12 protein-coding genes are annotated in these 14,935 nt (G+C 71.6%); 8 read left to right on the top strand and 4 right to left on the bottom strand.

Translation table 11 applies throughout. The features are described from left to right. Positions 1 to 216 precede the first annotated feature (216 nt). Entirely contained in the window at positions 217 to 2,310 is a 2,094-nt protein-coding gene (locus JK361_RS15185) for an ATP-binding SpoIIE family protein phosphatase (RefSeq protein WP_201817516.1), read from the top strand. Between the two features lie 69 nt (positions 2,311 to 2,379). Here JK361_RS15185 and JK361_RS15180 read toward each other — a convergent pair whose 3' ends face one another. Beyond that, on the bottom strand, positions 2,380 to 4,797 hold the full coding sequence (locus tag JK361_RS15180) for a transglycosylase domain-containing protein (protein ID WP_201817506.1): 2,418 nt from the start codon (positions 4,795 to 4,797) through the stop codon (positions 2,380 to 2,382). A gap of 218 nt (positions 4,798 to 5,015) precedes the next feature. Between JK361_RS15180 and JK361_RS15175 the strand changes: the two genes are divergently transcribed. The 5 genes from JK361_RS15175 to JK361_RS15155 all read left to right on the top strand — a co-directional run bounded on the left by JK361_RS15175 (position 5,016) and on the right by JK361_RS15155 (position 9,893). Next, the gene (locus JK361_RS15175; protein WP_201817503.1) at positions 5,016 to 5,951 is read left to right on the top strand and encodes an SPFH domain-containing protein; all 936 of its coding nucleotides are present in this window, start codon (positions 5,016 to 5,018) and stop codon (positions 5,949 to 5,951) included. After that, on the top strand, positions 5,948 to 6,199 hold the full coding sequence (locus JK361_RS15170) for a type II toxin-antitoxin system antitoxin (RefSeq protein ID WP_201817500.1): 252 nt from the start codon (positions 5,948 to 5,950) through the stop codon (positions 6,197 to 6,199). Before JK361_RS15175 ends, JK361_RS15170 begins: the two co-directional genes overlap by 4 nt. A gap of 144 nt (positions 6,200 to 6,343) precedes the next feature. Further along, on the top strand, positions 6,344 to 6,868 hold the full coding sequence (locus JK361_RS15165) for a PadR family transcriptional regulator (RefSeq protein ID WP_201817497.1): 525 nt from the start codon (positions 6,344 to 6,346) through the stop codon (positions 6,866 to 6,868). Then, complete coding sequence (locus JK361_RS15160) at positions 6,865 to 7,554, top strand: ABC transporter ATP-binding protein (RefSeq protein WP_201817495.1); 690 nt, start codon at positions 6,865 to 6,867, stop codon at positions 7,552 to 7,554. The genes JK361_RS15165 and JK361_RS15160 overlap by 4 nt, the downstream gene beginning before the upstream one ends. Next, a complete protein-coding gene (locus tag JK361_RS15155) occupies positions 7,551 to 9,893 on the top strand; it encodes an FtsX-like permease family protein (RefSeq protein WP_201817492.1) in 2,343 nt (780 codons plus the stop codon). The genes JK361_RS15160 and JK361_RS15155 overlap by 4 nt, the downstream gene beginning before the upstream one ends. Positions 9,894 to 10,036: 143 nt before the next feature. Here JK361_RS15155 and JK361_RS15150 read toward each other — a convergent pair whose 3' ends face one another. After that, positions 10,037 to 10,984: a LysR substrate-binding domain-containing protein gene (locus tag JK361_RS15150; protein WP_201817489.1), complete on the bottom strand. Its 948-nt coding sequence runs from the start codon at positions 10,982 to 10,984 to the stop codon at positions 10,037 to 10,039. 138 nt (positions 10,985 to 11,122) lie between these two features. On the opposite strand from JK361_RS15150, the gene JK361_RS15145 reads away from it, so the two are divergent. Both JK361_RS15145 and JK361_RS15140 read left to right on the top strand, forming a co-directional pair. Further along, positions 11,123 to 11,677, top strand: a complete 555-nt coding sequence (locus tag JK361_RS15145) for a peroxiredoxin (RefSeq protein ID WP_201817486.1) — start codon at positions 11,123 to 11,125, stop codon at positions 11,675 to 11,677. A gap of 3 nt (positions 11,678 to 11,680) precedes the next feature. Continuing rightward, a complete protein-coding gene (locus JK361_RS15140) occupies positions 11,681 to 12,214 on the top strand; it encodes an alkyl hydroperoxide reductase (protein ID WP_201817483.1) in 534 nt (177 codons plus the stop codon). 22 nt (positions 12,215 to 12,236) lie between these two features. On the opposite strand, the gene JK361_RS15135 is transcribed toward JK361_RS15140, so the two are convergent. Further along, positions 12,237 to 13,628 carry an AI-2E family transporter gene (locus JK361_RS15135; protein WP_201817480.1) on the bottom strand — a complete coding sequence of 464 codons (1,392 nt, stop codon included), beginning with the start codon at positions 13,626 to 13,628 and terminating at the stop codon, positions 12,237 to 12,239. Between the two features lie 242 nt (positions 13,629 to 13,870). After that, positions 13,871 to 14,581, bottom strand: a complete 711-nt coding sequence (locus tag JK361_RS15130) for an aggregation-promoting factor C-terminal-like domain-containing protein (RefSeq protein ID WP_504739904.1) — start codon at positions 14,579 to 14,581, stop codon at positions 13,871 to 13,873. Between the last annotated feature and the right edge of the window lie 354 nt (positions 14,582 to 14,935).

The following is a 14,935-nucleotide window of genomic DNA, read 5'->3' as shown; positions in this document are numbered from 1 at the left end:
TTGACCGATCGTCACCGAGGGGCGGCAGGACGTGAGCGAGGGGTACGAGGGCGGGACCGCCGAGTGCGGCGGCCGCACGAACGACAGGGGAACAACCTCCGACTCCGCGGGACTTCCGTTCCTGGGGCACGTATTGCGGGTATCGGGACTTCGGCGGGACCAACTGTGCGCCCGGCGTACCCGGCGCACAGCCCCGGACGGACGGATGCGACACGCGTGACGGAGCAGCCCACCTCCTTCGAACGCCCCCAGCCGGGCGTCGACCCCGCGGAGGCCCGCGGGGCGCTCCTGCGTACCCCGAAACAGCTCGGCAACCCGGCCTTACCCGCGCAGGCCCGGGCCGACACGACGCCCCCGGGCCCGGGCACGGCCACGCCCCGTGGCAAGGGAAAGGACGGCATGGGGAAGGAGCCCCCGGTCAACGGCCCCGAGCACTCCCAGCCCGCCACCGCCGAACCCGGCGCCCACCGACCACGCCCCGCACCGGAGGCCATCCCGGCACAGCCCGGCACCGCGCAGGAGCGGACTGCGGGCGGCGAGGAGCGCCGTACCGGGCGGGGACTGCCGCCGGGCCGGCCGATGCCGATGCGGCGGGACGGGGACCGGCTCAGATTCGTGGGCGCGGCGACCCGGCGGATCGCCCGCGGCATCGACCTGGACGAGATCGTGATGGGGCTCTGCCGGGCCACCGTGCCGACGTTCTCCGACGCGATCCTGGTCTATCTGCGCGACCCGCTGCCGGTCGGCGACGAGCGGCCCACCGGCCCGGTGGTGCTGCGGCTGCGCCGCACGGACCGGATACCGGAGGAGCGGGACACCGACGGTGTGCTGCTGCCGTCGGCGTTCGAGCCGGAGGCGGAGCCGTCCGCGCTGGCGGATCTGTCGACGCTCACCACCGAGCTGTGCGAGGTACGGCCGGGCGGCGCGCTGAACGAGGTGCTGCGCGGTGTGCGGCCGGTGTTCGCCGACGCGCCCGCGGCCCGCGCCGCGCTGCCCGAACTGCTCGGCGAGGGCGGCGAGGCGATCGTCCCCGGCGGCCAGCACGCGATCCTCGCGCCGCTGCGCGGCCGGCGCCGGGTGATCGGCGCGGCCCTGTTCCTGCGCCGTCCGGAGCGGCTCGCGTTCGAGGCCGACGACCTGCTGGTGGCCGCCCAGCTCGCCACGCACAGCGCGCTCGGCATCGACAAGGCGGTGCTGTACGGCCGTGAGGCCTACATCGCCGACGAGTTGCAGCGCACCATGCTGCCCGAGACCCTGCCCCGCCCGACCGGGGTGCGGCTGGCCTCCCGGTATCTGCCGGCGGCGGAGACCGCGCGGGTCGGCGGCGACTGGTACGACGCGATCCCGCTGCCCGGAAGCCGGGTCGCGCTGGTGGTCGGCGACGTCATGGGCCACTCCATGACCTCGGCGGCGATCATGGGCCAGCTGCGCACCACCGCGCAGACCCTGGCCGGGCTCGACCTGCCGCCGCAGGAGGTGCTGCACCACCTGGACGAGCAGGCGCAGCGCCTGGGCACCGACCGCATGGCGACGTGTCTGTACGCCGTCTACGACCCGGTCACGCACCGCATCACGATCGCCAACGCCGGCCATCCGCCGCCCGTGCTGCTGCACCTGGGCGGGCGGGCCGAGGTGCTGCGGGTGCCGCCGGGCGCGCCGATCGGGGTCGGCGGGGTCGACTTCGAGGCGGTGGAGCTGGACGCGCCCGCCGGGGCGACCCTGCTGCTGTACACCGACGGGCTGGTGGAGTCCCGGCTGCGGGACGTGTGGACCGGCATAGAGCAGTTGCGGGAGAAGCTCGCCGCGACCGCCCAGCTGACCGGCCCCGACCATCCGCCGCCGCTGGAAGCGCTGTGCGACGAGGTGCTGGACATGCTCGGCCCGGGCGACCGGGACGACGACATCGCGCTGCTCGCCGCCCGGTTCGACGGGATCGCGCCGAGCGATGTCGCGTACTGGACGCTGGAGCCGGAGGAGACGGCGCCCGGCCAGGCCCGCCGGCTGGCCCGGCGCGCGCTCGCCCGGTGGGACCTGGAGGACCTGTCGGACTCGGTGGAGCTGCTGGTCAGCGAGGTCGTGACGAATGCCGTGCGGTACGCGTCCCGGCCGGTGACCCTGCGGTTGCTGCGGACGCACGTGCTGCGCTGCGAGGTCGGCGACGACGTGCCGCAGCTGCCGCGGCTGAGGCAGGCGCGGGCCACGGACGAGGGCGGGCGCGGCCTGTACCTGGTCAACAAGCTGGCCCGGCGCTGGGGCGCGACCCGGCTGAGCACCGGCAAGGTGGTCTGGTTCGAGCTGAACCGCGGCTGAGTCCCGCCGGCGGGACGACGCGAAGGGGGGCGCCCGGAGTACTCCGGGCGCCCCCCTTCGTGTGTGGCCCTACTGCCCCAGCTGGCCGAAGTCGCCTTCGGGGTCGAGCGGATCCCCCGTGGCGGGCTCCGACGGCGACTCGCTGCCGGACGGCGTCTGCGACGGCGTCTGCGAGGGGGTCTTGGACGGCGTCTGCGACGGGGTCCTGGACGGCGTCTGCGACGGGGACTTGGACGGCGACTCGGACGTCGGCGGCTTGCTGCTGGGCGTCTGCGACGGCGTCTGGCTCGGGCTGTGCGTCCAGCTCGGCGTCTCGGTCGGCGCGACGGCGGCGCCCTGGGTGGTGTTCAGGTCGAACTCGGCCTTGTCCGTCACACCGAAGGTGTAGGCGGCCCAGATCTCCGCCGGGTAGCCGCCGCCGTTGATCCGGCCGGGGGCCGGCAGGCCGGTCGCCCAGCGCATGGTCACGTGCGCCTTGCTCTTCGGGTCCTCGCCGAACAGGCCGACGGAGGTGACCAGATCGGGGGTGTAGCCGGTGAACCAGGCCGACTTGTTCTCGTCGGAGGTACCGGTCTTGCCCGCGACCTGCTGGCCGTCGCGCAGCGGGTTGCTCGCCACGGACGTCTTGGCCGTACCGTCGTCGACCACGCCGGTGAGCACCGAGGTGACCGTGTCGGCGGCCGTGCGGCTGATCACCGGGCCGCCGACGGGGTCCGGGATGTCGACCGTGCGGTCCTTCTGTTCCGCGGACTTGATGATGCTCGGGGTCACCTTGTTGCCGTGGTTGGCGAAGGTGGCGTAGATACCGGCCATCTCCAGGGGGCTGGCGCCCATCGAGCCCAGCGTCTGGGCGGGTACCGCCTGCATGCCCTTGGTGTCCATGCCGAGCTTGCCGGCCGTGCTCATCACCTCGTCCATGCCCACGTCCACGCCCATCTGCGCGAAGACGGAGTTGACGGACTTGTTCATCGCCTGCTGCACGGTGATGTCGTCGTAGTCGACGTCGTCCTCGTTCGGCGGGGCGAAGCCGACCTTGGTGCCGTGGTCCTGGACCTGGTGGCGGCTGGTGCCGTCGTACAGGGTGTCGGCGGTGATCGGCTTGCCGTCCTGCGTGGTGGCGTTGTGCTCCAGCGCGGCCGCGAGGATGACCGGCTTGAACGTCGAGGCCGGCTGGTAGTCCTTGCGGGTGGCGTTGTTGTAGTAGTGCTCGTAGTAGTTCTGGCCGCCGTAGAGCGCGACGATCCTGCCGGTCTTGGGGTCCACGGAGACCGCGCCGGGCTGGATGTCGCCGTCGACCTTGCGCTTCTTCTTGTCGAGCTTGCTGGTCAGCTGGGTCTTGACGGCCTTCTCCAGCGCCGCCTGCCTCTTCCGGTCGACGTTGAGGGTGATGGTCCAGCCGTTCTCGACGACCGCGCCCTCGGCCTGCGACTGGGTCAGGCCCTGCTCCGCCATGAGCTGGTGCTCCAGCTGCTGGTTGGCGAGTTCGACCAGGTAGCCCTTCTGCCCGTCGAGGCCCGGGGCGCCCTTGGGTTCACTGATCTTGGGGAAGCGCATGGCGTCCCGCTTGGCCTTGGGCAGCCAGCCCTCCTCGACCATGTTGTCGAGGACGTAGTTCCAGCGCGCCGTGACCAGCTTCTTGCCGGTGGGGCTGGCGACCGCCCAGTCGTACTGGCTCGGTGCCTGGAGCAGCGCGGCGAGGTAGGCGCCCTGCTCGACGGAGAGGTCCTCGGCGTCGACGCGGAAGTACGCCTGCGCGGCGGCCTGGATGCCGTAGGCGTTGCGGCCGTAGTAGCTGGTGTTGATGTAGCCGGCGAGGATGTCGTCCTTGGACTTCTCGCGGTCCACCTTCAACGAGATGACCAGCTCCTTCAGCTTGCGCGTGACGGTCTGGTCCTGGTTGAGGTAGAAGTTCTTGACGTACTGCTGGGTGATCGTGGAGCCACCCTGCTTGCCCTTGCCGGACAGCGTGTTGAGCAGGCCGCGGGCCGTGCCTTTGAAGTCGACGCCGGCGTCGTGGTAGAAGCTCTTGTTCTCCGCGGCGACGAAGGTCAGCTGGACCTTGCGGGGCACCTTGGACAGGTCGACGATCTCGCGGTTGACCTCGCCGTCGCGGGCGAGGATCGTCCCGTCGCTGAACTTGTAGATGTTGCTCTGCCGCTGGGCGGCGGCGTTGCCCTCGGGGACGTCCACGTACAGGTACAGGCCGATGAAGCCCAGGATGCCCAGCAGGCAGACCCCGAAGAAGGTCCCGAGGATCTTCTTCCAGCTGAATATCCGGCGTATGAGGCTCTTCGGGGGCTTGGGGGGCTTGCCGCCGGCCGCGGGCCTGCCGTCCGCCGCGGGCGCGCCGCCGGCCGTGGCGGCACCGGCGGCCGCCGGGGTGCCGGCCGTGGGGGCGCTGCCGGCCCCGGGGGCGGAGCGGCGGCGCTTGGGCGCCGCGCGGTGGCCACCGCGCTGTCGCGCTCGTCTCTCTTCCGCTCGTCCCATGGGTCCCTACGCTCGCTTCCGTCCGTCTCGGGGTCAGCTCCGAAAGCTAACACCCGTCTATATGACAAAGGGCGTCCGATCCGCTCTTTTACGGACGTGACAATCAGCACCCGCCCCACCGAAACCGACGGCTGACACTGGCGCAGGGTTGCCTGACGGCTTAAAGTGATATCACTTAGCTAGAACCGAGCTAGGGTTACGAGAACGGGGGACCCCTTATGTCCACATCCACGCCGGCCGCCACCGCCGACGTCCCCGAGATGCCCGCCCCGCGGGTGCGGGAGTTCGCCGCCCACAGCATCGGCGGCGGGCTCGCCCTGCTGCTCGGCCTGATCGGGCTCGGCGCCGCCGTCGTCCTGTTCGCGGCCTCCGGCGCGACATCCTCCCCGGGCGCCGAGGGCGGACTGATCGCCGCCGGTGTCGTCGTCCTGCTGGCGTCCTTCATCGCCATGCGCGGCCTGAACACGGTCGCGCCGGGCGAGGCCAGAGTCGTCCAGCTCTTCGGGCGCTACCGGGGCACGATCCGGCAGGACGGACTGCGCTGGGTGAACCCCTTCACCTCCCGGACCCGGATATCCACCCGGGTGCGCAACCACGAGACCGCCGTCCTGAAGGTCAACGACGCCTACGGCAACCCGATCGAGCTGGCCGCGGTCGTGGTGTGGAAGGTCCAGGACACCGCGCAGGCCACCTTCGAGGTGGACGACTTCGCCGAGTTCGTCGCCACGCAGACCGAGACGGCCGTGCGGCACATCGCCATCGAATACCCGTACGACGCCCACGACGAGGACGGCCTCTCGCTGCGCGGCAACGCCGAGGAGATCACCGAGAAGCTGGCCGTCGAGCTCCAGGTGCGGGTCGAGGCGGCCGGAGTGGAGATCATCGAGTCGCGCTTCACGCATCTCGCGTACGCTCCCGAGATCGCCTCGGCGATGCTCCAGCGGCAGCAGGCGGGGGCGGTCGTCGCGGCCCGGCGGCAGATCGTCGACGGTGCCGTGGGGATGGTCGAGGCGGCGCTGGCCCGGATCGCGGAGGCGGACATCGTGGACCTGGACGAGGAGCGGAAGGCGGCGATGGTGTCGAACCTGATGGTGGTGCTGTGCGGGGACCGTGCCCCGCAGCCGGTCCTCAACACCGGAACCCTCTACCAGTGACGGACTCTCCGGAGACTCCCCGGCGCCGGCCGCAGCAGCGCAAGCAGGTGCTGCTGCGGCTGGACCCGTCGGTGTACGAGGCGCTGGCCCGCTGGGCCGGGGAAGACTTGCGGTCGGCCAACGCGCAGATCGAGTTCCTGCTGCGCAAGGCACTGGCGGAGGCGGGGCGGCTGCCCCGGGAGACGGGACCGCTGCCGCGCCGGGGGCGGCCCCCGGGCGGCCCCGCCTCCGGACCCCCTTCGGCCTGACCGGCCCCGTCCCCCACGGGACGGGGCCGGTCGTCGTTACCGAACCATGACAATCGCGCGCCACCTGCACGGCCGTACACCCCGCCATGATCTGCACACTCGGCGTATACATACCGCGTATACACGGTGTGTAGAGTGCTGCGCATGTCCATCGGTCACACCCTTCTAGGGCTCCTGGAGTCCGGCCCGCGCCACGGCTACGACCTCAAGCGGGCCTTCGACGAGAAGTTCGGTCACGACCGGCCGCTGCACTACGGCCAGGTCTACTCCACGATGTCCCGGCTGCTGAAGCACGGTCTCGTGGAAGTCGACGGGATCGAGGCCGGTGGCGGCCCCGAGCGCAAGCGGTACGCCATCACCGACGCCGGTGTCACCGACGTCGAGCGCTGGCTCGCCACCCCGGAGAAGCCGGAGGAGTACCTCCAGTCGACCCTCTACACCAAGGTCGTCCTCGCCCTCCTCACCCACCGCGACGCGGCCGACATCCTCGACACGCAGCGGGCCGAGCACCTGCGCAGCATGCGGATCCTGACCGACCGCAAGCGCAAGGGCGACCTCGCGGACCAGCTGATCTGCGACCACGCCCTGTTCCACCTGGAGGCCGACCTGCGGTGGCTGGAGCTGACCACGGCCCGCCTCGACCGGCTCCGTGAGGCGGTGGCGAAGTGAATCCTCCCCCCGGCTCCCTGCTGACCGCCGACGACCTGCACAAGTCCTACGGCCCCACGGTCGCGCTCGACGGCGCCGAATTCTCCATCCACGCCGGCGAGGTCGTCGCCGTGATGGGTCCCTCCGGCTCCGGCAAGTCGACGCTGCTGCACTGCCTCGCCGGCATCGTGCCGCCCGACTCCGGGTCCATCACCTACGACGGCCGCGAACTGGCCGGCATGAGCGACGCCGACCGCAGCGCGCTGCGCCGCAGCGAGTTCGGGTTCGTGTTCCAGTTCGGCCAGCTGGTCCCGGAGCTGACCTGCGTGGAGAACGTGGCCCTGCCACTGCGGCTCAACGGCACCTCCCGCAAGGAGGCCGAGCGGGTCGCGCTCGGCTGGATGGAGCGCCTGGAGGTGGACGGCCTCAAGGGCAAGCGGCCCGGCGAGGTCTCCGGCGGCCAGGGACAGCGGGTCGCGGTGGCGCGGGCCCTGGTCACCAGCCCCCGGGTGGTGTTCGCCGACGAGCCGACCGGCGCGCTGGACTCCCTCAACGGCGAGCGCGTGATGGAGCTGCTGACCGACGCGGCCCGCTCCACCAACGCGGCCGTGGTGCTGGTCACGCACGAGGCCCGGGTGGCCGCCTACTCCGACCGCGAGATCGTCGTACGCGACGGCAGGTCCCGCGACATGGAGCGCGCCATATGAACACCAGGCAGTGGGCCAGGGACCTGGGTCTGGGGGCCCGGTTCGCCTTCACCGGCGGGCGCGAGGGCTGGATCCGGACGCTGCTGACGGCGGTCGGTGTCGGCCTGGGCGTGGCGCTGCTGCTGCTGACGACCGCGATCCCCAACGTGATCGCGGTACGGCACGAGCGCGACGAGGCCCGCCTCGACTACACCTACGGCCCCAACCGGCCGAAGGCCGCCGACACCCTGGTGATCTCCGACGCCAACTCGACGTTCCACGGCAGCCACGTCCGCGGCCGGCTGGTGGAGCCGGAGGGACCGCGGGCACCGATCGCACCGGGCCTGGCGAAGTACCCGGCGCCGGGCGACATGGTCGTCTCCCCCGCGCTGAAGGAACTCCTCGGCTCCCCGGACGGGAGGCTGCTGCGCGAGCGGCTGCCGTACCGGATCACCGGGACGATCGGCGAGAGCGGGCTCATCGGCTCGCACGAACTCGCCTACTACGCCGGCGCGAAGGACCTGGCCCCGCGGATCGACGGCTGGCAGACGGCCCGCATCGCCAAGTTCGGTCCGCTCCAGCAGAGGGCGGCGAGCCGGCTGGACCCGGTCCTGCTGCTGCTGGTGCTGGTGGTCTTCGTGGTGCTGCTCATGCCGGTCGCCGTGTTCATCGCCGCCGCCGTGCGGTTCGGCGGGGAGCGGCGCGACCGCAGACTGGCCGCGCTGCGCCTGGTGGGCGCCGACAGCCGGTCCACCCGGCGGATCGCGGCGGGCGAGGCACTCGGCGGCTCGCTGGTCGGGCTGGTCTTCGGCACCGTGTTCTTCCTCCTGGGCCGTCAGCTCGCGGGCTCGGTCGAGGTCCTGGGCGTCAGCGTCTTCCCCAGCTATCTCAACCCCGCGCCCGCGCTGGCCGCCCTGGTCGCGGTGACCGTTCCGGCGGCGGCCGTGCTGGTCACCCTGCTCGCGCTGCGCGGGGTGGTCATCGAGCCGCTGGGCGTGGTCCGCACCGCCAAGCCCAGGCGCCGCCGGCTGTGGTGGCGGCTGCTGCTGCCGCTGGGCGGCCTCGCGATGCTCGCCCCGATGATCGGGCAGGGCCGCGAGTCCTACTTCAACGAGTACCTGGTGCTCGGCGGCGTCCTGCTGCTGCTCGTCGGCGTGACGACGCTGCTTCCGTGGATCGTCGAGGCGGTGGTGGCGCGGCTCGGCCACGGCTCGCTGGCCTGGCAACTGGCCGTGCGGCGCCTGCAGCTGAGCAGCGGCTCGGCGGCCCGCATGGTGAACGGCATCGCGGTCGCGGTGGCCGGGGCGATCGCGATACAGATGCTGTTCGCGGGCGTCCAGGGCGACTACACCAAGGTCACCGGTCAGGACACCACCCGCGCGCAGATGCAGGTCAGCCTGCCACGGGGCGCCCCCTTCACCGCGGTCGCCCGGAAGTTCGCCGCCACCAAGGGCGTGGACAAGGCCGTCGCGCTGGGCGGTGCCGACGTCGGCGACCGGAGCTGGCGCGGCGAGGGACCCGCCACCTCCACCCGCATCACGGTCGGTGACTGTGCCGCCCTGCGCGAGGTGGCACGGCTGCCCAGCTGCCACGACGGGGACGTCTTCGTGGCCACCGGCTCCGAGGGCGTCTCGGACGCCGACACGGTGAAGCTGGCCAAGCCGGGCCGCAGGCTCTGGCTCGACACGGACTTCGGCGTCGGGCAGCACCCGGAGGTCCGCTGGACCGTCCCGGGCGGCCTGAAGCGGGTCCGGACGATCACCTCCCCGAGCGGAGACGAGTTCGGCGGCTTCCTGCTCACCCCGGCCGCCGCGCCCGGTCGCGGAACGGCCGCGTTCAGCTCGTCGGTGTACGTGTCGACCGACGACTCGGTGCGGGACGTGCGCGAGTACGTGCGCAACACGGCGGCCCGGGTCGACCCCCTGGCGAACGTCATGCTGTGGTCGTCCACCGAGGAGTCGGACAAGTTCACCTCCATCCGCACCGCCACCTTCGTCGGCGCCATCTGCGTACTGGCACTGATCGGCATCAGCCTGCTGGTGTCGCAGCTGGAGCAGTTGCGCGAGCGCAGGAAGCTGCTGTCGTCGCTGGTCGCCTTCGGCACCCGGCGGCGCACCCTGAGCATGTCGGTGCTGTGGCAGACGGCGGTCCCGATCGCCCTGGGTCTGCTGCTCGCCTCGGCCGTGGGGCTGACGCTCGGCACGGTGCTGCTTCAGATGGTGGGTGCGACGGTGTCCGTGGACTGGGCGAGCGTCCTGTCGATGACCGGCGCCGGCGCGGCGGTGGTCCTCACGGTCACCCTGCTCAGCCTCCCGCCGCTGCTGCGGATGATGCGCCCGGAGGGCCTGCGCACGGAGTAACCCGGCGCCCCGAAAGGGGCGCGGGGACCGGCGCCCCGAAAGGGGCGCGGGGAACTGCGCGAGACGCCCCACCGGCCCGCGGCCGCGCAACCCGGGGCACCACCCTCCCCGGAGCGCCGGGCCTCGGCGGGCCACCCTCCCCGCTAGGCGTCGGCGTTCAACACCCGCACCGGCAAGGCGCGGAGCGCCTCCCGCAGGGCCGCCGCCAGCTCCTCGTACTCGGCGGCCCGCGCCGCGCCGGCGCGCATGGCGAACGCGACCCGGCGGCTCGGCGCGGGCTCGGCGAAGTAGCCGGTCAGCAGCTGGGTGCTGCGGGTCGTCTCCAGCTTCAGGGCCGTGCGCGGGAGCAGGGTGCAGCCAAGGCCGCCCGCGACGAGCTGGACCAGCGTCGACAGTCCGGCGGCCGTGGTGGTGACCGGCGCGTCCTCCCGGCCGGCCTCCCGGCAGATGTCCAGGGCCTGGTCGCGCAGGCAGTGCCCCTCGTCCAGGAGCAGCAGGTTCAGCTCCTTCAGGGCCTCGCGCGGGATGCCCTCCCGGCCGCCGAGCCAGTGGGCCAGCGGGGTGACGAGCACGAAGTCCTCGTCGAAGAGGGGGAGTTCGACGACTCCGGGCACGCCGAGCGGCACGGCCAGCAGCAACAGGTCGAGCCGGCCGGAGTTCAGGCCGTCGATCAGGCTGGCGGTCTGCTCCTCGTGCACCTGGAGGTCGAGGTGCGGATAGCGTTCGTGGACGAGCCGCAGCACGGCCGGCAGCAGATACGGCGCGACGGTGGGGATCACCCCGAGGCGCAGCACGCCCGTGAAGGGCGCCCGGACCGCCTCGGCCTCCTCCAGCAGCGCGCCGACCGCGTCCAGCACCGCCTTGGCCCGCAGGGCCAGCCGCTCCCCCGCGGGCGAGAGCAGCACCTTGCGGGTCGTACGCTCGAGGAGGGTCACGCCGAGGGTCTCCTCCAGCGCCGAGACCGCGCCGGACAGGGCGGGCTGGCTCATCCCGATGGCCGCCGCCGCGTCCCGGAAGTGCAGATGCTCGGCCACGGCGGCGAACGCCCGCAGCTGCGCCAGGCTCGGCTGCCTGCGCTTTGCATTACCCATAGTCACTGATAGCCACCTCCGATCAACGCATCCGAGTGTAGCTATTTCCCGAATCAATGCCGCCTGTGCCAACATCGACTGCGTCCAACCCAAGGGAAACGCCCCAAAAGGGCAGTTTCTTCGCTGCAAGGAGAGCGCGTGCTCACTGTCGGTGACAAGTTCCCCGAGTTCGAACTGACCGCCTGCGTCTCGCTGGAGAAGGGCAAGGAGTTCGAGCAGATCCACCACAAGTCCTACGAGGGCAAGTGGCTGGTCGTGTTCGCATGGCCGAAGGACTTCACCTTCGTCTGCCCGACCGAGATCGCCGCGTTCGGGAAGCTGAACGACGAGTTCGCCGACCGCGACGCCCAGATCCTCGGCTTCTCCGGTGACTCCGAGTTCGTCCACCACGCCTGGCGCAAGGACCACCCGGACCTGACCGACCTGCCGTTCCCGATGCTGGCCGACTCCAAGCACGAGCTGATGCGCGACCTCGGCATCGAGGGCGAGGACGGCTTCGCGCAGCGTGCCGTCTTCATCGTCGACCCGAACCACGAGATCCAGTTCACGATGGTCACCGCCGGTTCCGTGGGCCGTAACCCCAAGGAAGTCCTGCGGGTCCTCGACGCCCTGCAGACCGACGAGCTGTGCCCGTGCAACTGGAGCAAGGGCGATGACACCCTGGACCCGGTCGCGCTGCTGGCTGGTGAGTGACCCATGTCGCTCGACTCGCTGAAGTCCCGCGTCCCGGACTACGCCAAGGACCTGAAGCTCAACCTGGGCTCGGTCATCGGCAACTCCGACCTGCCCGCGCAGCAGCTGTGGGGCACGGTGCTGGCGACCGCCATCGCCTCCCGTTCCCCGATCGTGCTGCGTGAGCTGGAGCCGGAGGCCAAGGCGAACCTCTCGCCGGAGGCGTACCAGGCCGCCAAGGCCGCCGCCGCCGTCATGGCGATGAACAACGTCTTCTACCGGACGCGCCACCTGCTGTCGGACCACGAGTACGGCACCCTGCGCGCGGGCCTGCGGATGAACGTCATCGGCAACCCGGGCGTGGAGAAGGTCGACTTCGAGCTGTGGTCGTTCGCGGTCTCCGCGATCAACGGCTGTGGCATGTGCCTGGACTCGCACGAGCAGGTGCTGCGCAAGGCCGGCGTGGAGCGCGAGACCGTCCAGGAGGCGTTCAAGATCGCCTCTGTGATCCAGGCGGTCGGCGTCACGCTGGAGGCCGAGGCCGTGCTGGCCGAGTAGGTCACACCCCCGAGGACCCCGCTCACCCCTGGTGGGCGGGGTCCTTCGCATTCTGCGCGGGCTGCGCGTCCGCCGCGCCCTGTGCCGTGGGTCCGTCCCCGGAACCGGCGTCCTCCCGCTGCTGCATCTCCAGCGAGTACTGCCGCAGATAGCCGACCACCGTGTTCGTCACCGCCACCAGCGGTACGGCGACCACCGCGCCGCCGATGCCGGCCACCATGCCGCCGGCCGCCACGGTCAGGACGACCGCCAGCGGGTGGACCCGGACCGCACGGCCGAGGATGAACGGCTGAAGGATGTGCCCCTCGATCTGCTGGACCGCGAGGACGACCACGAGGGTCATCAGGGCGGTGAACACGCCCTGGGTGACCAGCGCCACGATCACCGCGAGCGCGCCCGAGGCGACCGCGCCGACCAGCGGGATGAACGAGAACAGGAAGATGAACACGGCCAGCGGCACGGCCATCGGCACGTCGAGGAAGTAGATGCCGATGCCGATGAAGATGGCGTCGATGAGGGCGACCAGGACGGTGCCGCGCACATAGGCGGTCAGGGTGCGCCAGGCGCGCGGGCCGGCGCCGGCCACGCCCGGGCGGGCCGCGGCGGGCACCAGCTTCAGGAACCACTCCCAGATGCGCTTGCCGTCGTAGAGCAGGAACAGCGTCGAGAAGAACACCAGCAGGATGCCGGTGAGGGCCTCGACGATGACCTGGACGCCCTCCAGGCCCGCGGACGTTATCTGGTCGGCGTTGGCGCCGATCGCCTCGCGGAGGTTCTTGGCGATCTGGTTGATCTGCTTGTCGGTGACGTGGAACGGGCTCTTCAGCAGCCAGTTGCGCAGGTCGTCGATGCCGCTCTGGATCTGGGTGGAGAGCGTGTCGATGTTCTCCATGACCTGCCAGGACACGAACCAGCCCATGAGGCCTATGACGACGAAGCCGCTGATGGCGGTGAGCGCGGTGGCCGGGCCGCGCGGCACGCCCCGGCGGGTGAGCCGGGCGACCGTCGGCTGGAGCAGGGCGGTGACCAGCAGGGCGATGACGAAGGCGAACACCACCAGCTGGACGGCGCTGATGACCCGCATCAGCACCCAGACGGTGCCGGCCAGCACCAGCAGCCGCCAGCCCGCCTCGGCGGCGACCCGGACACCCCAGGGCACGGCCTCGGCCGGGTCGGGGCGCGGGCCGGTGGACGGTGCGGCCCGGCGGACGGGCGGGGCCGCCTCGGCGGGCGCGTCGTCGGGCGCGGCGGCCGGTTCGGGACCGGTGGCGGCGGCCGGTTCGAGGGCGGCGGGTTCGGGGGCGGCGGGTTCGGTGTGGTCCTTCTCGACCTCCGCGCGGCGCTCGTCAAGACGCTCGCTCATCTCGGTGAGGCCGGCCCCGAGCCGGCCGAGCCACCCTGGCACTCGCGACATGATCCGTCCTCTTCCCCCGCGTCCCCGGGTGCTTGCCACCACTCCCCCCTGGAGTCGTTCGGATACGACCGTACAGGGCGAAAGCCCCTCCCCTTAGGACGGGGAGGGGCTGCGCGAGGTTGAGAGGGCCGCGTGCGCGCCCTCGAAGGGGCGCGGAGTCGGCGGGACGGGCGGCCTGCCGCGTGAGCGCGACAGGCCACGGCCGGTCCGCGCCTGCTCGGCGGCCGAACCCGGCGGTACGCCTAGTACCAGTGGTTGGCCTGCCAGAACGACCAGGCACCACAGGGGCTGTGGTAGCGCTCGTTCATGTAGTTGAGGCCCCACTTGATCTGGGTCGCCGGGTTGGTGCGCCAGTCGGCACCGGCCGAGGCGTACTTGCCGGCGGGCAGGGCCTGGAAGAGACCGTAGGCACCGGAGGAGGCGTTGACCGCCTGGTAGTTCCAGCTGGACTCGTGGTCCACGATGTTGCTGAAGCACTGGAACTGGTCGCCGGCCACCATCTGCCGCGCCATCGCCTGGATCTGCGACACCGAGTAGCTGGTCTGGACCGGGAAGCTGGAGGAGTCGCGGACGTCGCTGCGGCTGGCGGCCTGCGCGGCGGCCTTCGTCTCGGCGCGCTCCTTGGCCTCCTTGGCCGCCTTCTCCGCCTCGGCCTTCTTCGCGATGGCCGTCTCGGCGGCGGCCTTGCGGGCCGATTCCTCGGCGTCCTTCTTGGCGCTCGCGTCCGCGGCGATGGCCTGTGCGTCGGCCTGCTGCGTCAGGGAGGCGGTCTGCACCTGCACCTGCGCCTGCTGACCCGCGGGTATCTCCGCGAGAAGCGTGGTGTCGGCTGCCGTCGCCTCGGCGTCGTTCGGCTGCGCGGTGCTGCCCGAGGCAACGCCCACGACGCTTCCGACGGCGGTGACCGCGGTGGCCGAGGCCACTGCGAATCCCCGGACCGAAATCCGGCTCACACGGTTTCCTTCCAGCATCGCCCGCTTCGGTGACCCTGGCGGACGCAATCGTGCCCCTGGCACTGGCCTCCCAACTGCGGGGTCACGGGAGGCGCGGACCCGGTGGGCAACTCCCCGCAGGGGAGCGCCGCGTGGTGCTCGGGCGGCATACGACGGCTCTGTGGAGTTGAAGGTGTACTTCTGGGGTGCCGTACCTCCCCCGCTACTGAAGTGCGGGGGTACCCCCAGGGGTACAGGTGTGTCGTATGCGGGGCCTGACAGGAGTGAGACTCTGCCGTAACCGGACGCCGCGTGGCAATTCTGTGTTGCGTGTGAAAGCTCACATCCCGTTTGCCCCTGGGGATTTCAGGAAAG

The sequence above is a fragment of the Streptomyces musisoli genome (assembly GCF_016741855.1).
In the GTDB taxonomy this organism is placed as follows: domain Bacteria; phylum Actinomycetota; class Actinomycetes; order Streptomycetales; family Streptomycetaceae; genus Streptomyces; species Streptomyces musisoli.
The sequence above is the reverse complement of the archived record's forward strand: the minus strand, read 5'-3'. Positions and strand labels throughout refer to the sequence as shown.

Bases quoted from the DNA above. Each gene is read 5' to 3' on its own strand.
- JK361_RS15175 (WP_201817503.1), top strand. From the start codon at position 5,016: ATGTCCACATCCACGCCGGCCGCCACCGCCGACGTCCCCGAGATGCCC.
- JK361_RS15180 (WP_201817506.1), bottom strand. From the start codon at position 4,797: ATGGGACGAGCGGAAGAGAGACGAGCGCGACAGCGCGGTGGCCACCGC.
- JK361_RS15165 (WP_201817497.1), top strand. From the start codon at position 6,344: ATGTCCATCGGTCACACCCTTCTAGGGCTCCTGGAGTCCGGCCCGCGC.
- JK361_RS15140 (WP_201817483.1), top strand. From the start codon at position 11,681: ATGTCGCTCGACTCGCTGAAGTCCCGCGTCCCGGACTACGCCAAGGAC.
- JK361_RS15135 (WP_201817480.1), bottom strand. From the start codon at position 13,628: ATGTCGCGAGTGCCAGGGTGGCTCGGCCGGCTCGGGGCCGGCCTCACC.
- JK361_RS15155 (WP_201817492.1), top strand. From the start codon at position 7,551: ATGAACACCAGGCAGTGGGCCAGGGACCTGGGTCTGGGGGCCCGGTTC.
- JK361_RS15150 (WP_201817489.1), bottom strand. From the start codon at position 10,984: ATGGGTAATGCAAAGCGCAGGCAGCCGAGCCTGGCGCAGCTGCGGGCG.